18 protein-coding genes are annotated in these 21947 nt (G+C 58.4%); 14 read left to right on the top strand and 4 right to left on the bottom strand.

Features of this window, described 5'->3' with window-relative positions:
• Positions 1–17 precede the first annotated feature (17 nt).
• A complete protein-coding gene (locus ACIQT8_RS02795) occupies positions 18–494 on the top strand; it encodes an Lrp/AsnC family transcriptional regulator (protein WP_400963159.1) in 477 nt (158 codons plus the stop codon).
• 1855 nt (positions 495–2349) lie between these two features.
• On the opposite strand, the gene ACIQT8_RS02790 is transcribed toward ACIQT8_RS02795, so the two are convergent.
• Positions 2350–2439, bottom strand: coding sequence for a hypothetical protein (locus ACIQT8_RS02790; RefSeq protein WP_400964354.1), 90 nt, complete (start codon positions 2437–2439; stop codon positions 2350–2352).
• A 30-nt stretch (positions 2440–2469) separates the two neighbouring features.
• Between ACIQT8_RS02790 and ACIQT8_RS02785 the strand changes: the two genes are divergently transcribed.
• The 11 genes from ACIQT8_RS02785 (at position 2470) to ACIQT8_RS02735 (ending at position 17836) form a co-directional block, all read left to right on the top strand.
• A complete protein-coding gene (locus ACIQT8_RS02785) occupies positions 2470–4716 on the top strand; it encodes a hypothetical protein (protein ID WP_400964352.1) in 2247 nt (748 codons plus the stop codon).
• An 863-nt stretch (positions 4717–5579) separates the two neighbouring features.
• Complete coding sequence (locus tag ACIQT8_RS02780) at positions 5580–6137, top strand: TetR/AcrR family transcriptional regulator (protein WP_400963156.1); 558 nt, start codon at positions 5580–5582, stop codon at positions 6135–6137.
• 60 nt (positions 6138–6197) lie between these two features.
• Positions 6198–7418, top strand: a complete 1221-nt coding sequence (locus ACIQT8_RS02775; RefSeq protein ID WP_400963153.1) for an efflux RND transporter periplasmic adaptor subunit — start codon at positions 6198–6200, stop codon at positions 7416–7418.
• Between the two features lie 9 nt (positions 7419–7427).
• Positions 7428–10598: a multidrug efflux RND transporter permease subunit gene (locus tag ACIQT8_RS02770; RefSeq protein ID WP_400963150.1), complete on the top strand. Its 3171-nt coding sequence runs from the start codon at positions 7428–7430 to the stop codon at positions 10596–10598.
• 110 nt (positions 10599–10708) lie between these two features.
• On the top strand, positions 10709–11398 hold the full coding sequence (locus ACIQT8_RS02765; protein WP_400963147.1) for a pentapeptide repeat-containing protein: 690 nt from the start codon (positions 10709–10711) through the stop codon (positions 11396–11398).
• Positions 11399–11428: 30 nt separating this feature from the next.
• Positions 11429–11902 carry a pyridoxamine 5'-phosphate oxidase family protein gene (locus tag ACIQT8_RS02760; protein WP_400963144.1) on the top strand — a complete coding sequence of 158 codons (474 nt, stop codon included), beginning with the start codon at positions 11429–11431 and terminating at the stop codon, positions 11900–11902.
• Between the two features lie 100 nt (positions 11903–12002).
• Entirely contained in the window at positions 12003–12620 is a 618-nt protein-coding gene (locus ACIQT8_RS02755) for a hypothetical protein (protein ID WP_400963141.1), read from the top strand.
• Positions 12613–14709, top strand: coding sequence for a hypothetical protein (locus tag ACIQT8_RS02750; protein WP_400963138.1), 2097 nt, complete (start codon positions 12613–12615; stop codon positions 14707–14709). The genes ACIQT8_RS02755 and ACIQT8_RS02750 overlap by 8 nt, the downstream gene beginning before the upstream one ends.
• A complete protein-coding gene (locus tag ACIQT8_RS02745) occupies positions 14690–15166 on the top strand; it encodes a hypothetical protein (RefSeq protein WP_400963135.1) in 477 nt (158 codons plus the stop codon). The genes ACIQT8_RS02750 and ACIQT8_RS02745 overlap by 20 nt, the downstream gene beginning before the upstream one ends.
• Positions 15159–15668: a hypothetical protein gene (locus tag ACIQT8_RS02740; RefSeq protein WP_262525940.1), complete on the top strand. Its 510-nt coding sequence runs from the start codon at positions 15159–15161 to the stop codon at positions 15666–15668. The genes ACIQT8_RS02745 and ACIQT8_RS02740 overlap by 8 nt, the downstream gene beginning before the upstream one ends.
• A gap of 11 nt (positions 15669–15679) precedes the next feature.
• Complete coding sequence (locus ACIQT8_RS02735) at positions 15680–17836, top strand: hypothetical protein (protein ID WP_400963132.1); 2157 nt, start codon at positions 15680–15682, stop codon at positions 17834–17836.
• 39 nt (positions 17837–17875) lie between these two features.
• Here ACIQT8_RS02735 and ACIQT8_RS02730 read toward each other — a convergent pair whose 3' ends face one another.
• Together ACIQT8_RS02730 and ACIQT8_RS02725 are read right to left on the bottom strand one after the other, a co-directional pair.
• Positions 17876–18196, bottom strand: a complete 321-nt coding sequence (locus ACIQT8_RS02730) for a hypothetical protein (RefSeq protein WP_400963129.1) — start codon at positions 18194–18196, stop codon at positions 17876–17878.
• A 216-nt stretch (positions 18197–18412) separates the two neighbouring features.
• Positions 18413–19252, bottom strand: a complete 840-nt coding sequence (locus ACIQT8_RS02725) for an N-acyl homoserine lactonase family protein (protein WP_400963126.1) — start codon at positions 19250–19252, stop codon at positions 18413–18415.
• A gap of 53 nt (positions 19253–19305) precedes the next feature.
• Here ACIQT8_RS02725 and ACIQT8_RS02720 point away from each other — a divergent pair, with 53 nt between their 5' ends.
• A complete protein-coding gene (locus tag ACIQT8_RS02720; RefSeq protein ID WP_400963123.1) occupies positions 19306–19935 on the top strand; it encodes a TetR/AcrR family transcriptional regulator C-terminal ligand-binding domain-containing protein in 630 nt (209 codons plus the stop codon).
• A 40-nt stretch (positions 19936–19975) separates the two neighbouring features.
• On the opposite strand, the gene ACIQT8_RS02715 is transcribed toward ACIQT8_RS02720, so the two are convergent.
• Positions 19976–20965, bottom strand: coding sequence for a carbon-nitrogen hydrolase family protein (locus tag ACIQT8_RS02715; protein ID WP_400963120.1), 990 nt, complete (start codon positions 20963–20965; stop codon positions 19976–19978).
• A 268-nt stretch (positions 20966–21233) separates the two neighbouring features.
• Between ACIQT8_RS02715 and ACIQT8_RS02710 the strand changes: the two genes are divergently transcribed.
• A complete protein-coding gene (locus tag ACIQT8_RS02710; protein WP_400963117.1) occupies positions 21234–21929 on the top strand; it encodes an alpha/beta fold hydrolase in 696 nt (231 codons plus the stop codon).
• Positions 21930–21947 lie beyond the last annotated feature (18 nt).

Raw genomic sequence — 21947 nt, 5'->3', positions numbered from 1 at the left:
TTCATGAAAGCCGCCCGATGCGCCGTTCACAGCCGCTTGACGACTTCGACCTGAAAATTCTGGCGATCCTGCAGAAAGACAACCTCACGCCGCAAAGAACGATTGGCGAAGCCGTCAACCTCTCCGCGCCCGCCGTGCAGCGCCGCATCAAGCGCATGACCGACATGGGCGTCATCAAGGCCAACGTCGCCGTGGTCGACCCCGATGCGCTGGGCCAGCCGATCACCATTTTCGTGGAAGTCGAAGTCATCAGCGAAACCGCCGCCCAGATCGAAGCCGCCAAGCAGCAATTCGCCAGCACCCCCGAAATCCAGCAATGCTACTACGTCACCGGCGAAGCCGACTTCGTCCTCGTCTTCGTGGTCAGCGACATGGCCCGCTACGAAACCCTGACCCGCGAACTGTTCTTCGGAAACAACAACGTCAAACGCTTCAAAACCTTCGTGGCAATGGACCGGGTGAAATCCGGGCTTGAGGTGCCGGTGGTGCGGTAGAGTTATTAGTAGGTTTAGCTCGCGGGTTCCCGTCCAGATTTTCTAGCACAGGTGGCAGCAAGCGTACGAAAGGCTGCTGTCCATTGCCATTGATGGCAGATAGTCGCATCAAAGTTTCCGCGCACGCGAAGATAGCACTGATCGATGTCCATAAGGTTATGCCCTTGCAGACAACACCATGTCCCCCCGCCTTATGTCACTCCATTGATAGTTAGGCCTTATGTGGACAGACCGCACGCAAAAAAGGGAATGAGTTCCGACACGCCAGAACAGCAGCGCCCATTGGGACGTAGCTGAACGAAGAAGCTTTAAAACCCCTTGTAACAATTTGCCATTTCTCTGCGCCGTGCGGCTGTGGATAAGGTGTTGCAACATAGCGCGATGCAGCCGGAGTAAGTGTATAAATTGGCGATAGTCTATTGTTTTATCCGCCAGCAACACCGAACATAAAAGTACTGTGCAAACGCACGATCCAAAATCAAAGGGGGAGACGATCATGCTTGAAGAGGCGTCTTGGGTAGCGACCATCATAGGGGCTGTAATAGCGTTTGCAGCGCTGTTCTGGGCGGGAAAGACTATTCTTAACAGAACTGAGACACGGCAGAATGCGAAAGTTTCAGGTCGTGGCAATACTGTAAATCAGTCCTCAAACGTTGGAACGGATAAGTAAGCCGACATGAAATTTGGCCTGTCTTCGCTAATATCTGCCGTCTTGTCTAAGTCTCGTTCAAACGTGCAATCGGCAAATATAAGCGGAGACTACAATACAGTTGAACAACACATTCACGTCTCTCTGAATGCTGGCGACAACAACAACCGCGAATGGCTCACCCAAACGATGTCTGGGCACAGCCCCAAAAACAACATTCAAGGTGCGATTAGCGTAGAAGAAAACACCGATCAAGATGAAATAAAGAGAATTGTAGAATACCGCCAGATTGCTACTGACGGAGATAGCGAAACAGCGCTAAAGTTGCTTGCGAATTTGCAGTCTGACGAGAAGTACAGCTCCGGGTTTGTCGCATTTCGCCTGTACTTCAATATTGGCATAATTCAAGAGAACATTGGTGAGCTGGCGGAGGCAAGCGCGTCCCTAAGAAAAGCATACTCGTATGCCCCTGAAGATAAAAAGGCTCAAACGGGATTGGCGCTCGCAGAGTTAAACGATGGGCAGAATAAAGAGGCCTTAGAACGAGCCAAAAGTCTCATCGAGGAACAAGGCGACCATCAGAGCTTGGCGGTTGTTGTCTCACTGTACGCAGCCGCAAGAGCTGAAGAAGAGTTTAATATTGAAGATTACAAACTCCAGGAGCCCGACAACGATGACATCGTCGCGGCAAACCTTGAATTTATTCGCACTGCTCGCAGTGAGGACTACTCCACATCACTAGACGCTGCTTATAAATCCCACCCTGCTAATAGCCGTGTCGCCATAATGTGGGCTCAAGATGTTCTCGATAATGCCCAGCAAAACCAAGCATTTCTCCTCGGGGCGAAGGTTGCCGATGCATTTGAGCAGCAACTTTCTAAAAGTGCTGACATCCTTCGCTCCGATCTGGAGGCGTCGCTGAAGCGTCGACCTCCAAATAAACTTCTACTGCCTTCGCAAGCGAATAACACGGCTGTCGCCCTTCGATTGTCCGGTAGTGTTTCGGAAGCGGCAAAGTTGTTGGACAGAGTTATCGAAGGATATCCGACTTTGCTGGCTGAATTAGCCCAAATTCGCGCTGTTCTATTTTTGCAGGAAGACAGGGATTACGAAGCATTCGAGCTTATTGAGACTATTGAGACAGTTCCAGAACTACAGGTGATGGCTTCAGAGATCGAAGCGAAAATGGGCAGACGTAAAGAGGCCCTACATCGCATCAATGAGACCCTCAAGAAAGCACTGCCTGATGCACTCCGCTCGACTGCACTTCTTACCAAGGCACGTATCGCGATAAATTCTTCAGACCGGAGGGCGGCCGATGAAGCAATGGAAGAGTTGACTTCGATCGAAGCAGCCTCGCTCGAACTCGTCTTAATTCGCTCAGCATATAGTCGTGCGTTCGAATTGATTGACGAAAGTGACGAGATAGAACGGATTCCGATAGCAGAGAAAGAGAAGACAGAAAGCGACCGAAAACTTCTTGGATCACTAATTGAGGCTGATGAATGGAATTTTCTAAGCGTCATCCGGGCTGCTGATGAGCTGTTGGCTCGTGGATATTACCGCGAATGTGCCGACATATTACGAGGCAGAGTCAGTTTCAGCAAGGAAAGCCCAGCGCTGCAAACTCTTTGCGATGCCTGTGTTCGAGGCGGGCTAGGTACCACCGCAAAAGAGATTGTAGATCAGCTATCGGTCGAAGTTAAGAACTCGGTTTTTGGGTGGAAATTTATCGCGAATGCCAGTTACCTCCATGGAGAAGCAGCGAAAGCTGTGCCTGTCACGCGCAAACTTTTTGAGAATAATTCGAAGTCCATTAGTGCGCTCGAATGGTACGTCCAATCACTTCTTAGAATGAACGACAACACTCGCATCCGGCGAGTGGTGGCCGACCTTACTGATGCTGACATGGTCGGTACCATTGATGAGAAAAGAGAATACGTAAATTTGCTCGTCTTTTGCGGGGAGATGGAACGCGCCAGAACCTATGCTTATCAACTCTTCTGCGAAAACCGAAACGACCACAGAGCATGGATGGCTCTGAGTTCGAGCGTGCTCGGCTTTGGGAAACCTCCGGGTACTAGCGATGATTTGCACCTAACCAAAGTTGAGGGCAATGCAGCGTTTGAAGTCATGCGCGTGGATGGGTCCAGGCAGACCTATATTCTCGAGGAAAATAAGCGACTGTTTCTGTTAAGAGACGAGAATATTGCTATGGATCACCCAATCGCAATAGCGGCTTTTGGAAAACAGGAGGGCGACGTCTTTTTATGGCCTTTTGGCAAGGGCGAAGATGCGACCATTACTACTATCAAGCACAAAGTTCTGGACGCGTTTCATTACATTCTGAGGCGCTTTGAGGAACAATTTCCTGATGCGTCCGGCTTCAAATCGATATCAATAGCACCCGATCAAGAAGGCGGCCTTGAGGAAATGAAGGCGCTCCTTCAGCAGCGCGCAGAATATTCACAGCAGAAAGCAAAGGAATATCAGGAGGGATCTTATCCTTTACCGATCCTTGGCTTCCATCTAGGTATTGATCCTATCGACGCATTTCTAGGCCTTAAGCGAGAGTGTAACGTTTCTCCCAAAGTATCTTCTTCCGTTCAAGCAGATCAAGACAGGGCAAGCGCATCAATAAAAAATGCTACAAAACTTGGACTTATTGCCGACCCCGTAGCTTGTTATTTCATCAGAAGACTGGGTATCGAAAAGTGTGTTGAACAAGAATTTGGAAGAATAGGCGTTACACAAACTACGATCGACATATTTGCGAAGCGGTTACAGGAAGCAGAGCAGACAAGCTATTTTGAGGCGGAAGATGGTACAAAACGCACCTCAACGATCGCCATCCATAATGGCAGTCTCGTGATCTCCGACAGCACTGAAGATGAGGTGCGGTCTAGAATAGATCTTTTGCGATCCGACTTGCAGTGGTTGAAAGACGATTGCGATTTGCTTCCGACGATTGCGAGAACGGACCCGGCCGCGGAGATTATAAGATTTCGCAATCGAGACGGAGGCCGGTTCTTTGATGACATTTTCGCAGCCGATGGCTCTGGGCGTCTACTGCTGTCTGATGACTTTCATCTGCGTCAATGGGCTGAGGGTCTTTTCGGCGTTCAATCTACTTGGCTGCAGTCGTTGCTCTTTCATCTGGAGGAAGTTGGTCAACTAGACACTACGACTGTCGTTAAGAGCACCATTCACTTGAGCGACGTTGGGGAAGAGGCCCTTAGTTTGAACGCCGGACGAGTGGTGACAGCATTCGACATGCTGAGTTCAGGAGATTTGAGCGATGCGGAAGTGGATTTGTTCTGTTCGCTGATTGGTCAGGCGGGAGCCGAGATGAGATCTCACGTCCCGGTCGCGGTCTCGGCTATCGTAGAAATTTGGTCCCGCAGCCCCCTAGTTGTCAATCGTGAGAGAGCCACAAGCATCATACTGCGAAAGCTATTGAGGAACCAAACTGCAAACTATAAGCCATTGTTAGAGGCTGTTCGGCGTTTGGTACGTGACCCTCAAATTGCCGAATACATATATGGCTGGCAGGAAGGGCACTTTTTAACGTGATGTCGGTGACGATCTGCCTTAATCAACTAGGTAGATGGTCGCCATTTCATGCGCGGATAGCGATTTTGCGCCTACTACCTGTATAGAAATCTCCGCTGGCAAAGCTGGACATCGTCTTTTGCCAACCGTCTTCGAGTAACGCTTGCATCAACACCTTAGATAGCAAAAATGCACTACTAAAACGGCATTGTTTGACAAGCTGCCGCATTTAGCATCTCAGATTTTGGCTGTCGTATCTTGCTCAATTTGCAATGCGTATGCCCGCCTCTTGAACGCTTCGCTAGACTGTGCAAAGCAGAGGCATACAAGGCAGACATCATCCTCCCCCTAGGCATCCCTTAAGGCCCGGTTTCCAAGGCTTTCAAGCGATGGTTAGCGCTCCCTCCTGCGCCACCATTTCGTACATTCCAGAGGTAACGGATAAGGCAAACTGACATCCGCCTTATTGCCATGCAATTATCGTCAGCGAAGAAAAACAGCACATAAACAAGACATCGCGTCTCACTCCCTTCCTGCAAAAGACGCTGTTATTCAGCGCCTTAGCTTCCAGGAATGCCCCATCTAATCAGCACGCACTCTGGGCGCCTTCATCCACGCCCAAAGCACTGTTCCCTGTCGCACTTAAACAGCTCTCACCACCACAACACGCAAACACACCCCCACACCCCAAAACCATTATTTTTATACGAACGGTCGTTTTTTATTGCATTTAAATACGATCGTTCGTAAATAATCCTGCGACTTGAGCGATTCCGGGTGATCCGTGTTTTGGGTTTGCCTGTGGAAGATGCGAAAGTGCGAACAGATAGAACATGCCTGATGATTTCGTTTAGAACGGGGTGTGTTCTGATTTGGAGAGTGACGTGGGCCGTATTCGCAAGATCATGAAGGATGACATTCTGGATGCTGCCGAGCGGGTGGTGGTGAAGCTGGGTGCTGCCGGGCTTTCCATCGATGCCGTGGCGCAGGAGGCTGGTGTCAGCAAATCAACCGTCGTTTACGACCACAAATCCAAGAGCGCCCTGCTGGAAGCCTTGATCGACCGCCGGATGCACCAGGAACTGGAGCGTCAGGCGGAACTGGTGGCTGCGGCGAAGGACACCCCTCACCCCGAGCTTTACGGCCGTATTACCGCGGCCGAGCGTGTGGTGGATGATGTGGAGCGGGCTGTTGCCATCGCCATCAGCGCCTCGATGTCATCGGAAGAAAAGATCCAGCAGCAGATGCGCGAGTGGACCCAGACCGACCTCGACGCAATCAGCAAAGGCCCGAAACCCAGGGCGGCGCTGATGGCTTACCTTGCCTTGTGCGGCTTCTGTGTCACCGAATTTTTTGGCTTCCACCAATGGAGCGACGAAGAGCGGACAAGCATTCTTGAAGGTGTGCGAACGATCTACACATCCTTTCCCGACAAGACCTGAAATCCCGGCCTGACGGCTGAAGCCGCCTGATGGCCTGACCCCAACATTGAGAGAACCACCATGCAACGCAGCAGAACACTGCCGCGCCTGAAGGCGTGCCTTTTTGCAACCTCGCTTCTGACCCTGACCGCCATGGGCGCAACCACCGGCGCACGCGCCCAGGAGGGCATGCCCGCCATGCCGCCCGCCGCCGTTGGCGTGATAGACCTCAAGGCGCATGCCATTCCCGTGGTCAGCGAATTGCCGGGCCGCGTTGCGGCAACCCGCGTTTCCGAAGTTCGCGCCCGCGTTTCCGGCATCCTGCAGGAGCGCGTTTTCGAACAGGGTGCGCTGGTGCAGCAGGGTGACGTGCTCTACCGCATCGACCCGAAACTGTTCCGCGTGCGTGTGGCCAGCGCCGAAGCGGCCCTGCGCCGGGCGGAAGCGACCCGCGACAACGCCAAAGTGCAGCTTGACCGCCAGAAGACGCTGCGCGAACGCAATGTCGCAACCGGCGTCGAATACGACACGGCCTCCGTCAATCTGGCGCAGGCGGAGGCAGACGTGGCTCTGCAGCAGGCCGCGCTGGAAGAAGCCCGCATCAACCTCGAATACACCGAGGTTCGCGCGCCGATCACCGGCATCATCGGCGGTGCGCTGGTGACCGAAGGTGCGCTTGTCACGGCTGACGGCACATCGAGCCTGGCGCTGATCCAGCAGATCGACCCTGTCTATGCCGACTTCACCCAGTCCGCGCAGGATCTTCTGGCGCTGCGCCGCGCCGTGAACGAAGGCAGGCTGCAGAGCCCCGCCCCCGGTCAGGCCAGCGTTGAACTGGTGTTCGACAATGGCGATGTCTACCGCGAAAAGGGCAAGCTTCTGTTTTCCAGCGCCAATGTGGATTCCACCACCGGTCAGGTGACGCTGCGCGCCGAGTTTCCCAACACCGGCGGCGACCTGCTGCCCGGCATGTATGTGCGCGTGAAGATCGAACAGGCGGTGCGCCAGGATGCGATTACCGTGCCGCAACGCGCCGTGACCCGCACGCAGGACGGCCGAGCCCAGGTCTATGTGGTGGATGCCGACAACATTGCAAAGCTGCGCGAGGTCGAACTCGGCCAGGCGCTTGGCCAGGAATGGGTGGTCGAAAGCGGCCTGAAGCAGGGCGAAAAACTCGTGGTGGACGGTGTGCAGAAGGTGCAGCCGGACGCCAAGGTGGCGCCTGAACCCTGGGCGCCCACCCCGCAGAAAGCCAGCGAGCAGGCCGCCGGTAACGGCGCTGCCGCGACGACGGGCCAGTAAGGAAAAACCATGGCACAGTTCTTTATCAGCAGGCCGATCCTTGCCTGGGTCTTCGCCCTGTTCATTTCCATCGCGGGCATCATTGCCCTGCCCTTTCTGCCGATTGCGCAATACCCCAAGGTTGCGCCGCCGCAGCTGACCATATCCACCGCCTACCCCGGCGCCTCGCCGCAGGAAATCTATCAGGGTGTGACGCGCCTAATCGAAGAAGAGCTGAATGGCGTCTCCGGGATGATGTATTTCGAGTCCACCTCGGATACCTCCGGCTCCGTCAGCATCAACGCCACCTTCGAGGCGGGCACGGATATCGACCAGGCGTCGGTGGATGTGCAGAACGCTATCCGTCGCGTGGAATCCCGCCTGCCTTCGGCCGTGACCTCGCAAGGCGTGACGGTTGAAGAGGCCGCATCGGGCTTTCTGATGATGGTGACGCTGACCTCCACCGATGGCCGCATGGACGAAGTGGCGCTGGGCGATTACCTGAACCGCAACGTGCTGGGTGAACTGCGCCGTATTGACGGCGTGGGCCGTGCGCAGCTTTTTGCCGCCCAGCGCGCCATGCGTGTCTGGATCGATCCGGACAAGCTGGTTGGCCTGAACATGACGGCAGCAGACGTCAACGCCGCCATCACCGCGCAGAACGCGCAGGTTGCCGCCGGCCAGATCGGTGCTGCCCCCAACCCCGTGTCGCAGGACCTGACCGCCACCGTTCTGGTGCAGGGCCAGCTTTCCGATCCCAAGGCATTCGGAGAGATCATTCTGCGCGCCAACCCGGATGGCAGCACCGTGCTGCTGAAGGACGTGGCCCGCATCGAACTCGGCGCGGAAAACTACAACTTCTCCAGCCGCCTGAACGGCCAGCCGAGTGCGGCAGTCGGCATCCAGCTTTCCTCCACGGGTAACGCCGTTGCCACCTCCAACGCCGTCAAGGCAAAGCTGGACGAACTCTCTGGCTTCTTCCCCACGGGCGTCGTTTATGACACGCCTTACGACACCAGCCCCTTCGTTTCGGCCTCCATCGAAAAGGTGCTGCACACGTTGATCGAAGCCGTTGTGCTGGTCTTCGTGGTGATGTTCGTGTTCCTGCAGAACTTCCGCTACACGGTCATTCCGACCCTTGTTGTGCCGGTGGCGCTGCTGGGCACCGTGGCGGTGATGTTCGCCACAGGCTTCTCCATCAACGTGCTGACCATGTTCGCCATGGTGCTGGCGATCGGCATTCTCGTCGATGACGCCATCGTCGTGGTCGAAAACGTCGAACGCATCATGGCCGAAGAAGGCCTTTCGCCAAAGGCTGCCACCCGCAAGGCCATGAAGCAGATCACCGGTGCCATTCTGGGCATCACGCTGGTTCTTTCCTGCGTGTTCATTCCCATGGCGTTCTTCCCCGGTTCGACCGGCATCATCTATCGCCAGTTCTCGCTGACGATGGTGGTTTCGATTGCCTTCTCCGCCTTCCTGGCGCTGTCTCTGACACCGGCGCTCTGCGCAACCTTCCTGAAACCGATCAAGAAGGGCCACCATGAGAAAAAAGGCCCGGCCGGCTGGTTCAACCGCAATTTTGACCGGCTGACCAACCGCTACGTCAGCGTGACCAACGGCATGGCGAAACGTGCCGGCCGGATGATGGTGATCTACCTCGCCCTCGTCGTCGGTCTCGGCTACCTCTTCGTCAACCTGCCGTCGTCCTTCGTTCCGGCCGAAGACCAGGGCAACCTGCTGGTCGATATCCAGGGCCCGCCGGAGGCGAGTGCCAACCGCACGCTGGCATCGGTGGAACAGATCGAGGCGATCTTCCGCTCCGAGCCTGCCGTGAAGGATATCGTTGCCATTCAGGGCTTCAGCTTCTCCGGTAGCGGCGCCAATGCCGCCCTGATGTTCGTGACGCTGAAGGACTGGAGCGAACGTGGCGAAGGCAACTCCGCGCAGGACATTGCCGACCGTGTCAACATGGCCCTGTTTGGCCTGAAGGATGCAACCAGCTTCGCGCTGTCGCCACCGGCCATCGAAGGCTTCGGCGCCACCGGCGGTTTCGCCTTCCGTCTGCAGGACCGCAACGGCGTTGGCCAGGCTGCCCTGACGGCGGCTGCCGCCGACCTGATGGCCAAGGCCAGCCAGAGCCCGGTTCTTGCAGGCATGCGTGTGGAAGGCCTGCCGGATGCCGCGCAGGTGCTGCTGGTGATCGACCGTGAAAAGGCCAACACCTTTGGTGTGACCTTTGCCGATATCAACAACACCATCACCGCCAATCTCGGTTCGTCCTACATCAACGACTTCCCGAATTCGGGCCGCATGCAGCGCGTGATCGTGCAGGCGCAGGATCGTAACCGCCTGCAGGTGGAAGACCTGCTGAAGCTGAACGTGCGCAATGCCAGCGGCGGCATGGTTCCGCTGTCTTCCTTTGCCATTGCACAATGGCAGAAGGGCTCGCCGCAGATCGTCGGTTACAACGGTTATCCGACCGTGCGTATTTCCGGCGAACCGGCGGCCGGCAATTCCTCCGGTGTGGCCATGGCGGAAATGGAACGTCTGGCGGGCGAAATGCCCGAAGGCATCGGCTTTGAATGGACGGGGCAGTCTCTGGAAGAGATCAAGTCCGGTTCGCAGGCGCCGTTCCTGTTCGGCATCAGCCTTCTGTTCGTGTTCCTGCTTCTGGCCGGTCTCTACGAAAGCTGGTCCATTCCGCTCTCGGTCATGCTCGTGGTGCCGCTCGGCGTCATCGGCTCCGTGCTGGCGGTCATGGTCGCGGGCATGCCCAACGACATCTACTTCAAGGTGGGCCTGATCGCCATCATCGGTCTCTCGGCCAAGAACGCGATCCTGATCATCGAATTTGCCAAGGACTATTATGCCGAAGGCAAACCGCTGCTGGAATCGGCCATCGATGCGGCAAAGCTTCGCTTCCGCCCGATCATCATGACCTCGCTTGCCTTCACGCTGGGCGTGGTGCCGCTGGTCATCGCCTCCGGCGCCAGCGCCGCAAGCCAGAACGCCATCGGTACGGCGGTTCTGGGCGGCATGATCTCGGCCACCGTCCTTGCGGTGTTCTTCGTTCCGGCCTTCTTCGTCTTCGTGCTGAAACTGTTCAGGACCAAGCGGCCGGTGGACGATGACGAGGCGGATCTGATGGAGGAAGAGGCGCATCAGGCGGCGCGTCAAAAAGAGCTGAGCTCCGTTTGATCCTCCCGCGACTGTTTGATACCCCGTGAATGACCGGCCCCGTTTCTGAGCAATCAGCGCGGGGCCGGTCGGCATAGATGACGAAAATCAAGACTGGCAGGAGTGCAGACATGGCCGACAAAATCGCCCGGACAATCGAAGGACGCAGACTTTCACGCGCCGATGTCACCGAACTGGGACAGCCATCCCTGCCCGTGCATCTGGTTGATTGCGATTTCGAGGAAGCCGATCTTGCCGGTCTTGAATTCGAAGGCTGGAGCTTCGAAAAGTGCCGCTTCGGCCGCACCGATCTGCGCGGCGCCAACCTTGAAGGCGCAAAATTCGCCGCCTGCCGTGGTCCCTTCGCCGATTTCTCCGGTGCGGACCTGCCCGAAGTCACGTTTCAGGGCTGCGATTTCAACAACGCGTCTTTCGTGGAGGCCCGCGTCAACGACACCGCCTTTACCGGCTGCAAGCTGACCGGCGCCAACCTGACACGCCTGCGTGCCATGGGCATCAGCTTCAAAGACACGCTGCTCTCCGCCGCCCGCCTGCCCGGTCTCTCCTTCCGCAAGGCGCGCATCGAGGGCGTGGATTTCAGCATGGCCGATCTTGCCAGATGCGATTTCAGGGCAGCGGTGTTCGACCGATGCAGCCTGCGCGAAGCCAATGTGGTGGATGCCCGCTTCGAAGACGCCGATCTGCGAGGCGCCGATCTCGGCGGTCTGCGCCTGATCGACGCAAAAAAATTCAAGGGCGCGACGATCTCGCGCGAACAGGCCGGAATGCTGCTTGCCGAACTGGGTTTGAACGTCCGATAACAGGGCAAGGACGAACAAAGCGAGACACGCATGAACGCCAGGATCAACGACGCCATCAGGACCGATATCGAAAATTCCGTACTGTGCTGGCTGGCGAGCGTCGATGCCGAGGGAACGCCGAATGTGAGCCCGAAGGAAATCTTCGCGTCGCACGGCGACGACCATATCGTCGTGGCCGATATCGCCTCCGCCAACACCGTCCGCAACCTGCGCGCCCAGCCCAGAGCCTGCGTCAGCTTCATCGACGTCTTTCGCCAACGCGGCTTCAAGATCGTCGGCACCGCCCGGATTATCAAACCAGACGAGCAGGACTTTCCGGTCTACGGTGAGAGACTTCTGCAGATGGCAGGAACCGACTTCCCAATCCGCCACATCATAGCCATCAAGATCGACCGCATCTCGAGAATCTGGGCACCGAGCTACACGCTCTTTCCCGAGCGCACGGAAGACGAGCGCATGGCGAGCGCACTCGAAACCTACGGCGTGACCCTGCGTGAGCGCTGACGGCAGGCACCACCCGCCGCGTGGGCGGGATGTCGCTTTACCCATGCCAGCCTGACAACCATTCCCGCCCTATCCAGGAGCCAACACGAAAGGTTGGTTCATGGCTTCGGTCGTTTCTATCTGCAATCTTGCCCTTTCCAATGTCGGCAAGTCCAACATCACCGATCTGACGGAAAAGAGCGCCGAGGCGCGTGCTTGCAATCAGTTCTATGCTCACACGCGCGATGTCCTGCTGCAGTCCTATCCCTGGACGGCGGCGAGGAGGACGCAGTTTCTGGCGGAGGTCGACAATGACAAGCCGGGTGCCTGGCGTTACGCCTACACCCTGCCCTCCGATTGCCTGCAGGTGCGCTGGATCAGGCCGGTTTATGCCGGGGATGGCAGCACGCTGAAGGAGTACAGTCAGGACAGTGACGAGCTGAAGCATCCTTATGAAATCGAGGGGCAGACGCTTTATGGCAATCTCTCCCCCTGCGTGCTTCGCTACACGGCACGACTGACCGACCCCACCAAATATTCACCGCTGTTCATCGAGGCGCTGTCCTGGCATCTGGCCGTGCGTCTTGCGATGCCCTTGACGCGCGAGCCGAAAATTCGTGCCGATGCGTTGAAGGTGGCAACCAGCGCGCAGGCGAGCGCCGAACAGGCCGATGCCAGCGAGACGCGGCACACATCCGACATCGTGACCGATTTCATCGCGGTGCGTGACCATGGCTGAATTTCGCGCCTACCAGCCCTCCTTTACCGCAGGCGAGCTTTCCCCTGCCCTTGGCGCCCGCACCGATCTTGCCAAATATGGCAGTGGCATGCGCACCGCGCTCAACGTGTTCATTCACCCGCATGGCGGGGTCTCGAACCGGGCCGGGCTGGAATTCGTCCATGAAATCAAGGACAGCGCCAGCCGTGCCCGGCTGATAAAATTCCAGTTCAACACCGAGCAGACCTATGTGCTGGAATTCGGCCACAACTACATCAGGATTTTCCGCGACGGCGGGCTGATCGTGACAGGCGCAGCCGCCTATGAAATTGCCACGACCTATACGGCCGCACAGGTGGCCGATCTGGTGTTCGTGCAGGAGGCGGACGTTCTCTACCTTTGCCATGTGGCCCATCCGGTCCGGAAACTCGGGCGGCTGGCCGATGACAACTGGACGCTGAGCAATGTCAGTTTTCAGCCGAAGATCGCCTCCCCGGTTCTGACCTCCGTCAACAAGCCGGGCGATACGGCCGGCAAGGCCGGTTATGTGGCAACGGTCTATAACTACGTTGTTTCAGCCGTGGCGGAGAGCGGCGAAGAAAGCCTGCCATCCAACAGTGGCGGCGTGGTAAACGACCTTGCCATTCAAGGCGGCATCAACCGCGTGACGTGGAACGGCGTGGCAGGCGCCGTGCGCTACATCGTCTACCGCGAAGACAACGGCATTTACGGCTATATCGGCGGCACGACGGGCTTTTCCTTCGATGACGAGAACATCACGCCCGACCTTGCCGACACGCCGCAAACCGGCCGCAACCCCTTTAACGCCGCTGGCAGCTATCCTCGCTGCGTAACCTTCATCGAACAGCGGCTGGCCTTCGCCTCGACCGAGGACGACCCGCAGGCGGTGTGGTTGAGCCAGTCTGCCAATTACGAGAATTTTGGTGTTTCCTCGCCTGCCAAGGCAAGTGACGCGGTGACGTTCCGTATCCGCGCCCGGCAGGTGAATGAAATCCGTTCGATGATTTCCGTGCGGGGTCTTCTGCTTCTGACCTCCGGGTCGGAATGGATCGTCACCGGCGGTTCGGCCTCCGACGCCATTTCACCCTCTGCCCTGAAACTCGACAACCAGGGTTATCGCGGCGCGGCGAAGGTGCAGCCGATTGTGGTTGGCAACACGGTGCTGTTTGCCCAGCGGCTTGGCGGCGTGATCCGCGATTTCTCCTATGATTACACGCAGGACAGCTATGTCGGCAAAGACCTGACGGTTCTTGCACGGCATCTCTTCAAGGACCGCGAAATTGCCGCCTGGGATTATTCGCAGGCGCCTGACTCCATCGTCTGGGTCGTGCTCGATAATGGCGCGCTGGTGTCGCTGACCTACATGAAGGAACAGGATGTGTGGGGCTGGACCCGCCATGAAAGCGGCCCTGATGGCGACGCGCATTTCGAAGACGTGACGGTGATCGAGGAAAACGGCGAAGACGTCGCCTATTTCATCGTACGCCGCACGATCAACGGCGAGACGAAACGCTATATCGAGCGCCTGCACAGCCGCTCCTTCGCCACCGTTGCGGATGCATTTTTCGTCGATAGCGGCCTGACCTATAACGGCCCGCCCGCTTCCACCATCACCGGCCTCGATCATCTGGAGGGGCAGGATGTGGTGGCGTTGGCCGATGGCAATGTGGTGCGCAATCTGAAGGTCGCGGGCGGCGCTGTCACGCTGCAGAACGCCGCCGCCAAGATCCATATCGGTCTGCCGATGACGGCGACCATCCAGACGCTGGACCTCGATCTCGGCCAGATTCAGGGGCTGGGCACCGTTCAGGGCCGGGCAAAATCCATCAGCGAAGTGACGCTGAGAGTGGAAAGTACGCGCGGCATCTTCGTTGGCCCCAATGATGGCGGGCGCGATGACGACACGCTGGTGGAATACAAGCAGCGCCGCGACGAGGCCTGGAACGAGGCTATCAGGCTCTACACCGGCGACCTCAGGATCACCCCCAACTGGGACTGGACGGAAAGCGGCAGCATGTGGGTAAAGCAGTTCGATCCGCTGCCCATGACCATCCTCGCCATCATGCCGGATGTCACCCTTGGCCGCTGATCTCAACATCGTACGCGCCTGCCCCGGCCACATCCGCGCCATTGCATCCCGCATGCGGGCTGCAGACCGCCAAGAGGTGTTCGCCGCGTCCGGCCGCACACCGCTTGCGGCACTTTCCTATTCCTATCGCAAGTCATCCTGCTGCTGGACAGCCATCTTCAACGGCCGCCCGGAACTGATGTGGGGCGTTGGCGACATCAACGTCCTCACCGGCGTTGGCGCCCCCTGGCTTTTGGGCACCGACGCGGTGGAGCAGAATTTTCGGGTGTTTCTTCGCATATCCAGCCATTGGCCGTCGCAACTGTTGCAGCGTTATTCCGTGCTCAGAAACTTTGTGGATGCCCGCAACACGGTTTCCGTTCGCTGGCTCGAATGGCTGGGTTTTCGGCTGTTCGACCCCGTGGATATCAACGGGCATTCCTTCCGGCTTTTCGAAATGAGGGCGACCGATGTGTGATTTGGGAATTGCGTTGACGCTGGGTTCAACCCTGCTGGGCGCGGCGGGACAGGTGCAGGAAGCAAAAGCGACTGCGGCGGCCAACCGCTATAACGCCGAGGTCGCGACCATGAATGCGCAGATTGCCGACCGGCAGGCGAAAGACGCCATCGAGCGCGGCAAGCAGGAAGAGCAGCAGAAGCGCATGCAGACCGCCGATCTGCAGGGCCGCCAGCGTGCCGCCATGGCCGCGAACGGGCTCGACCTTTCCTTCGGATCGCCGCTCGACACCATCGTCGACACAGCCCGCATGGGAGAGATGGATGCGCTGAACATCAAGACCAACGCCTACCGTGAAGCCTATGGTTACAAGGTGCAGGCCACCAACCAGCGCGCCAGCGCCACACTGGACCGCATGCGCGCCGACGCCGCGACAAAGAGCGGTTATCTGAGTTCCATCGGCACCATTCTCGGCGGCGGTAGCAACGCCTACGCGCAGGCCAATAAACTGGGCTATATCTGAAGAGGTTCAACATGCCGACCGTTCCACGTTATCAGGACACCCAGCAGCACGTCGCCCTGCGCCCCGAATATACCGAGGGGTTGAGCGTGCGCGCCGACGCGGAAGCCTTTGGCGCCGGTGTTGGCCGCGGCATGCAGGTGCTGGCCAGAGGGCTCGAAACCGCTGGTGACGCCATGGTGCGCGTGCAGGAACTGGACGACGCCAACAGCGCCAAGGATGCCGGTACACATTACGCAGACTGGCAACGCAACGCGCTTTACGGCGAAGACGGCTTCCTGAAACTCACGGGCAAAGCTGCGCTCGACGCGCGTGCCGCTTTCGAACGGCAGGCCGGGCAAAAGCGCATGGAATTTGCCAGAGGACTGACGCCGGGCGCCGCAAAACTTTACGACCACAGCTCCCGCGAGGCGATGACCGGCCTGCTGGACAGCGCAATCAGCCACGTTGCCGAGCAGCGCAAGGCCTGGTTCACGGAGACCTCCAACCGCCGTATCGCCGGTTACGCCAACGATGCACTGGCGACCTACAACGATCCGGCAAAGGCTGACGCCGCCATAGAAGGCGGCATGAACGAGCTGGATGAACAGGGCTATATGCACGGCTGGAGTGCCGATGTGCTGGCAGAGCGCAAACAGCACTATGTCTCGGGCGTCACGAAAGACATCGTCCTCGATATTGCCGGCAGGGATGCACTGGCCGCTGAAGACTACATGGCAGAACGGCGCGGACAGCTTATCCAAGCCGACCGTGAAGAGCTGGAAACGGCGCTCGCAGGCCCCGTTCTTCAGGCCAGGGCAAACCGCAATCTGAGCGAGATTACCGGCAGCCTCTCCATTCCGACCTATGATGACGGGCGCCCGGCCGGACCGCGACGAGACCTTGTGGCCGCCAGTGCCAGCCCGGACGCCGGGCCTGGACCCGGCCCCACCCGCGCCCGCGCGGCCCTGTTGCCGCAGGATTACCGAACCTTTGCCGCGTCGGCCGTAACCGGCCCGCAAAATGCCCCTTTGGGTCGACTTCCAGCGCTGCCGCGTGGCCCTTCGGGCATGATGAACGGCGACACGGAAACGGCGGTCACCGGTTTTCTGAAAAACGCCGCCGGAACGACTGTCGACCCCTCGGTCGGCCTTTGGTCCAGAGACGTTCTCAACGATGTGCTTGACCGCCAGGGTGTCACGCCAGGGCACAATCGGGAGCCCCGCTCCTATCTCCATTTCGGCACGGCCACCGATGCGCCTCGCCCCGGCGATATCGTCGTTTTCAACCGCGACAACGACATCGCCGATGTCGGTCTGTTTCAGGGCCATGATGCCAATGGCAGGTTTCTGGTGCTTGGCAGCAATCGTTCGCGGGCCGGAAGGATTGAGGTCACGGCTGAGGACCCGACCAGACTGCTTGGCATCCGCACAGCCGGAACTGTCGATCCCGACACCATGAAACTGGCCAATTACAGCCCGAAGGGCCTGAGCGAGATCGAACGGAAACTGGCTGCAATTGCCGATCCCGATGAACGCGCCGCAACGAGGAACGTGCTGGACGCCTATTTCACCGCGCAGAAGCGCGCGATCGATGCCGCACGGGAAGATGCCCAGCAGTGGGCGCAGGCGCAGGTGAAGTCCGACCCCGCGTTCGACCCGATGACCATGCCCGTCAAGACCCAGTCGACCATCGGCCCCTCGGGCATGCGCGCCCTCAGAGACTACCACAGGACCGTGCGCCAGTCCGGTGAGCCGAACACTGACGAAAGCACGCTCTCCGAGCTGCAGAGCCAGTATGCCAACGACCCGCAAGGTTTTGCAAAAGCGGATCTTTTCCAACACCGCAGCCGGCTGTCCGATCAGGACTGGGAAAAGGTCACCGCATGGCGACAGGCGGCCCAGACCGACCGGAAAAGGGCGAAATCCGAAAGCTTCGATCTGAACCGCACCTTCACGCGTTCACGCGAATTGATGACGGAACTCGGCTTCATCAGATACCCCGCCAACATGACCGCCGAGGAGGCCAGACGCCTGGCGCAATTGCAGATCGGCCTCGCCGAAGACGTGACCGAATTCAAACGGCTGAACAACGGCAAGACCCTGACGGAGACTGACATGCAGAAGATGCTCAACGACCGGCTGATCCCCATGATCGCCAGCCGCCCCCCGATCACCGGCGAGCGTTCGTGACCTTGTGGATGCAGGTGCGAAAAACAGGAACGCCTGATCCTAGTGTTTCATCTCGGCAATGAATGCAAGAATGCCAAAGATGACAATCATGATCGAGCCGGTGTAAAGCCCTGCCGACGGGTTACGTCCCCTCTGAACAATACGGGCGACGAAAAAGCCCAACAGGCCAAAAAGGAAATAGGCAAGCGCAGCGCCCAATTGCTCGCCGACAAAGGCGCCCCAACCGGAAATGGGGAAACGGCCAACGATCACGACTTTCACCAACTGTAAGCCAAGAGCCAGCAGCGCCATATTTCTGATGACCTGCCATCTCTGTCTTTTCCATTGAGCCGGCGAAATACCCTCAACCACGTCCGTCATGAAATCCCCCAATACGCCCGGCGCCGCCACTGCGAAACAGAGAGCAACCCAGGCAAAAATGAATATGTTCGTGGCACTTGGCGCACGGTAATTTTCTAAAACAGCGCCCCAATTGACGCCGCCATTATCGTTATGCAATCGCCAGGCAAAAATCCACACATGGTTGCAGCAAACACGAAATTGCAACAGCTCTGTTTTACGCCGCAGGGAACGACATCAGACCGGGATTTCGGTGATCTGCAGGGCTGCGAGACGGGCTGCACTCTGCGGGTCATGGGCAAATTGGGTGATTGTCCGCCTGCGCTGGCAAAGTTCGCGCATTCGCCGCGTGGTATCGTGGTGGATGGCCGCATCGAAGGCGACGCCGTCGACATGACCGGCGATCATGTCATTCTCGCTGTAGGACGCGTCGCCTGCGATCAACACGCATTGATCGCCCGTATCCACCACCACAGACATGTGACCTTGCGTATGTCCGGGGGTCGGAACGATATGAACCTTGCCGTCCCGCGTCAGCGTTTTACTGCTGCCGAAACTTTCAAAAGGACCATCGGTAAACTCGACCTCCGTGGGTTTCAGCCATTGAGGATAATGCATGTTGAGATAACCGGTGAGCGGGCCAGTGCGTGACAGCGCCGCATGCGCCTCCGGTTTGCTGAGCAATATAGTGCTGTTGGGAAAATGACCTATGCCGCCAGCATGGTCGCCATGCATGTGGGTCATCACCACCCAGCGCACGTCTTTCGGGTCAAAACCCATGGCGCGGAGCCGCGGTCCAACCTCTTCTTCCGGTCGCACCCAACGGCGCTCGCAAAACTGCATGAAAGGATGCCACCACGGTTGATAACCCGGATCGTTCGCATGCGACGTTTCACCGGTATCGACGACAATAAGACCTTCGGGATGCTCAATCAGCCAGCAGCCGATCGGCAATCTTGGCGACCAACTCCCATCGACAACGACATCCAGGGCACGTGCCGGCCGGGCCGCAAAGCGGGCGAGCTGATGACGGCTCTTGATCTGGACATCGCCTGTTTGAATGCAATGAATTTTCATGGTATCTACCTTAACGCAGCATTTGCTGCATTAAGAAATAGGAGTGACAGGCGATGCGGTCAAGTGGGTCGGACATTGGGCCGTTCGACAGGGTTCAGGAACGGCGTGGCGGTCGCAGCGAACGCGTGCGCGAAGCGGTGATGGATGCCGTACGGCGTCTGCTGCAGGAGGAAGGCTATAGCGGCCTTACCCACCGCGCCGTTGCCGCAATCGCCTCGGTGGACAACGCCACGATCTACCGTCGCTGGCCGACCCGCCCGCAACTTGTCAGTGACATGCTGCACGACATTTCCAACGATCTGGTTCCCATACCGGACACGGGATCAGTCGGGAGCGACCTTCAGGCCTATCTGGCCAGCATCGTGGCCATGCTGGCTGACCCAGGGACGAAGAAACTGGCACAGGCGTTTTTCGCCGCATCACTGGAAGGTGACGAGGTGGTGGGTCACGTGCTCGCCGAATTCTGGCAGGGACGGTTTTCCGGTTCCTATGTAATGCTCGATAAAGCCGTGCTTCGCGGCGAACTGCCGGAAAATCCGGATCATACCGCCGTTATGGAGGCACTGGTGGCACCCGCATGGTTCAGAACCTTCATTAGCCGAATGCCCGTCGATCAAGGTTTCCAGCAACGTTGTGTCGGCGCGGCGTTGGCGCTTGCCCGCAGTGGCAACACCCACCCCTGAAGCCAGCGGACAGAACGCCCGCTGACCAGAGTTTCAGATGTCAGAACGTATCGCGGCTGTCGCTGCGCGGATCGCTCTCCACATGGTGTGCCGAGTAGAGATCGGCGCGGGCCTTGCGGCGCCATGGCCGTGCCGGGTTGTCCCTGTCGACGAGGATATCGGTAACGGTGATCGATGCCTTACCATCTGCCGGGGCGCGGCTTGCCCAGCGGCCACCCGGCGATGCAATGCCGGCTGGAACGGTGACACTTTGCGGCGCATGGGCCGCATAGCTTACCCAATAGGCATTGCTGGCGGCATGGCCCAGCACCTCTGCCGCAAAGGCCGGGGCGGCAGATGGGCTTTCACCGGTAGTCGAAAACAGCACGCAATCGACCTCAAGACGCTCATATTCGGCAAAGACTTCAGCGTAATGGGTTTCCATGCCAATTGCGCAGCCAAAGCGGATGCCATCGACATCGAAGGTCACCGGGCCTTTTCCGGGCGAATACATGAAGGAGATCTTCGTGTTCGACAGCATGCGCTCGTCGTAACGGGTCACCAGTTCACCGCGATCGGAGATGACGTAGAGGCTGTTGTGCGGGCGATGCGGCGGTGTCAGCGCATGCACGGAACCGAGCACCGTCCACAGGCGCAAGGCCTTTGCAAGCGCGCTGATGGCCCGCAACTCGTCCCGCAGCGTCACCCAGTCGCAGCGCGACCAGTCGGATGGACCGATTTCCCTCGGGCCGCTGGCCGACATCAGCCGCTTGTTGGGCGAAGACGTCGCCCCCTCCGGGAAATGGATGAGACGTGCGCCAGCCTGATGTGCATCCCGCATCAGAGCGCGAATTTCCGCCCCGCTCTCTCGCAACTGCGCGGGATCGCCGGGATAATTGAACAGCGACGTCTGCGCTACGGCAAGCCGCAACGAAGTCGCCTCGGGTGTCGGCGATGGCTGACGGATGTGGCGAAGAGCGGCGGTGTAGGATTCGCCGGTTTTGGCGGCGCGGGCGCGCACACGGCGTTTGAGATTTCCGTTCTGTGTCATTGTCGGGCCTTTCACGTCTCAGACGCAGTCCCCCAGCAACCCGCCCGAAACGACCGGACCATGGACAGGCGGCCTGAGACAAAAGTCCCTTTGCCTCCGTTCAAGACCATGCCGGGGAAGGTCAAGGAGGTTGGGCGCAGGCCACGCCTGAAGAAAGGATGGCGGGCAGCTCTCGATTCGTCAATCGAGCGCAATGGCACATGGTCATCGGATCGGCTCGGCGCTAACGTGTCGCAGATTGCAGATTCAATGTTCAAGGCGAAATTTCATGTCGATGCTTCTCGTTCCCGGCTTCATGCTCGATGCCGATCTCTGGCGCGATATCCTGCCTGCCATCAGCGAGTTCGGTCCTTTCGTGCATGCCGATCTGTCAAAGGACGGCTCGATCGAGGCGATGGCGCGACGCACCCTTGCCAGCGCGCCGGAGCGCTTCATTCTCGTCGGTTTTTCCATGGGCGGATATGTGGCACGCGAAATCGTGCGGCAGGCGCCGGAGCGTGTCAGCGCCCTTGTTCTGATCGCCACATCTGCCAGGGGCGATACGGAGGTGCAGCGCCAGCGCAAGGCCTCCGTCGCAACGCAAAAAACCAACCTCGCCTTCAAGGGATTGAGCGCGCCTGCCGTTGCCTCATCGCTTCACCCCGACAATGCCGGCCGCAGCGATCTGATCGAGCGTATTCAGGCGATGGGCCAAAGGCTGGGAGCCGAGGTGTTTCGCCAGCAATCCCTGCTCGACCGCGTCGACGAACAGGAAACGCTTGTCAACATTCACTGTCCATGTCTCGTCGTGGCTGGCGAAAACGACAGGCTTCGCAGCCGCGCCGAGACCGAGGAGCTTTACCACGGTATCAGCGGATCAAGCTTCAAGGTGATCGAGCAGACCGGACACATGATCCCGCTGGAGGCGCCGGACGCGCTGGCTGAGACCATCCGGCAATTTCTCGCCTCGTTTCCGGCAGGGTAAAGTCTCCCCGGCCCCCAG

This window comes from Agrobacterium sp. NPDC090273, assembly GCF_044772305.1.
Classification (GTDB): Bacteria; Pseudomonadota; Alphaproteobacteria; order Rhizobiales; family Rhizobiaceae; genus Agrobacterium.
Note: the sequence above shows the minus strand (reverse complement) of the source record. Positions and strands in the feature narration are given on the sequence as shown.

Coding starts and splice junctions, on each gene's coding strand:
- ACIQT8_RS02795 (WP_400963159.1), top strand. CDS start 18: ATGCGCCGTTCACAGCCGCTTGACGACTTCGACCTGAAAATTCTGGCG.
- ACIQT8_RS02785 (WP_400964352.1), top strand. CDS start 2,470: ATGGAAGAGTTGACTTCGATCGAAGCAGCCTCGCTCGAACTCGTCTTA.
- ACIQT8_RS02775 (WP_400963153.1), top strand. CDS start 6,198: ATGCAACGCAGCAGAACACTGCCGCGCCTGAAGGCGTGCCTTTTTGCA.
- ACIQT8_RS02770 (WP_400963150.1), top strand. CDS start 7,428: ATGGCACAGTTCTTTATCAGCAGGCCGATCCTTGCCTGGGTCTTCGCC.
- ACIQT8_RS02765 (WP_400963147.1), top strand. CDS start 10,709: ATGGCCGACAAAATCGCCCGGACAATCGAAGGACGCAGACTTTCACGC.
- ACIQT8_RS02760 (WP_400963144.1), top strand. CDS start 11,429: ATGAACGCCAGGATCAACGACGCCATCAGGACCGATATCGAAAATTCC.
- ACIQT8_RS02755 (WP_400963141.1), top strand. CDS start 12,003: ATGGCTTCGGTCGTTTCTATCTGCAATCTTGCCCTTTCCAATGTCGGC.
- ACIQT8_RS02750 (WP_400963138.1), top strand. CDS start 12,613: ATGGCTGAATTTCGCGCCTACCAGCCCTCCTTTACCGCAGGCGAGCTT.
- ACIQT8_RS02745 (WP_400963135.1), top strand. CDS start 14,690: ATGTCACCCTTGGCCGCTGATCTCAACATCGTACGCGCCTGCCCCGGC.
- ACIQT8_RS02740 (WP_262525940.1), top strand. CDS start 15,159: ATGTGTGATTTGGGAATTGCGTTGACGCTGGGTTCAACCCTGCTGGGC.
- ACIQT8_RS02735 (WP_400963132.1), top strand. CDS start 15,680: ATGCCGACCGTTCCACGTTATCAGGACACCCAGCAGCACGTCGCCCTG.
- ACIQT8_RS02730 (WP_400963129.1), bottom strand. CDS start 18,196: ATGACGGACGTGGTTGAGGGTATTTCGCCGGCTCAATGGAAAAGACAG.
- ACIQT8_RS02725 (WP_400963126.1), bottom strand. CDS start 19,252: ATGAAAATTCATTGCATTCAAACAGGCGATGTCCAGATCAAGAGCCGT.
- ACIQT8_RS02720 (WP_400963123.1), top strand. CDS start 19,306: ATGCGGTCAAGTGGGTCGGACATTGGGCCGTTCGACAGGGTTCAGGAA.
- ACIQT8_RS02715 (WP_400963120.1), bottom strand. CDS start 20,965: ATGACACAGAACGGAAATCTCAAACGCCGTGTGCGCGCCCGCGCCGCC.
- ACIQT8_RS02710 (WP_400963117.1), top strand. CDS start 21,234: ATGTCGATGCTTCTCGTTCCCGGCTTCATGCTCGATGCCGATCTCTGG.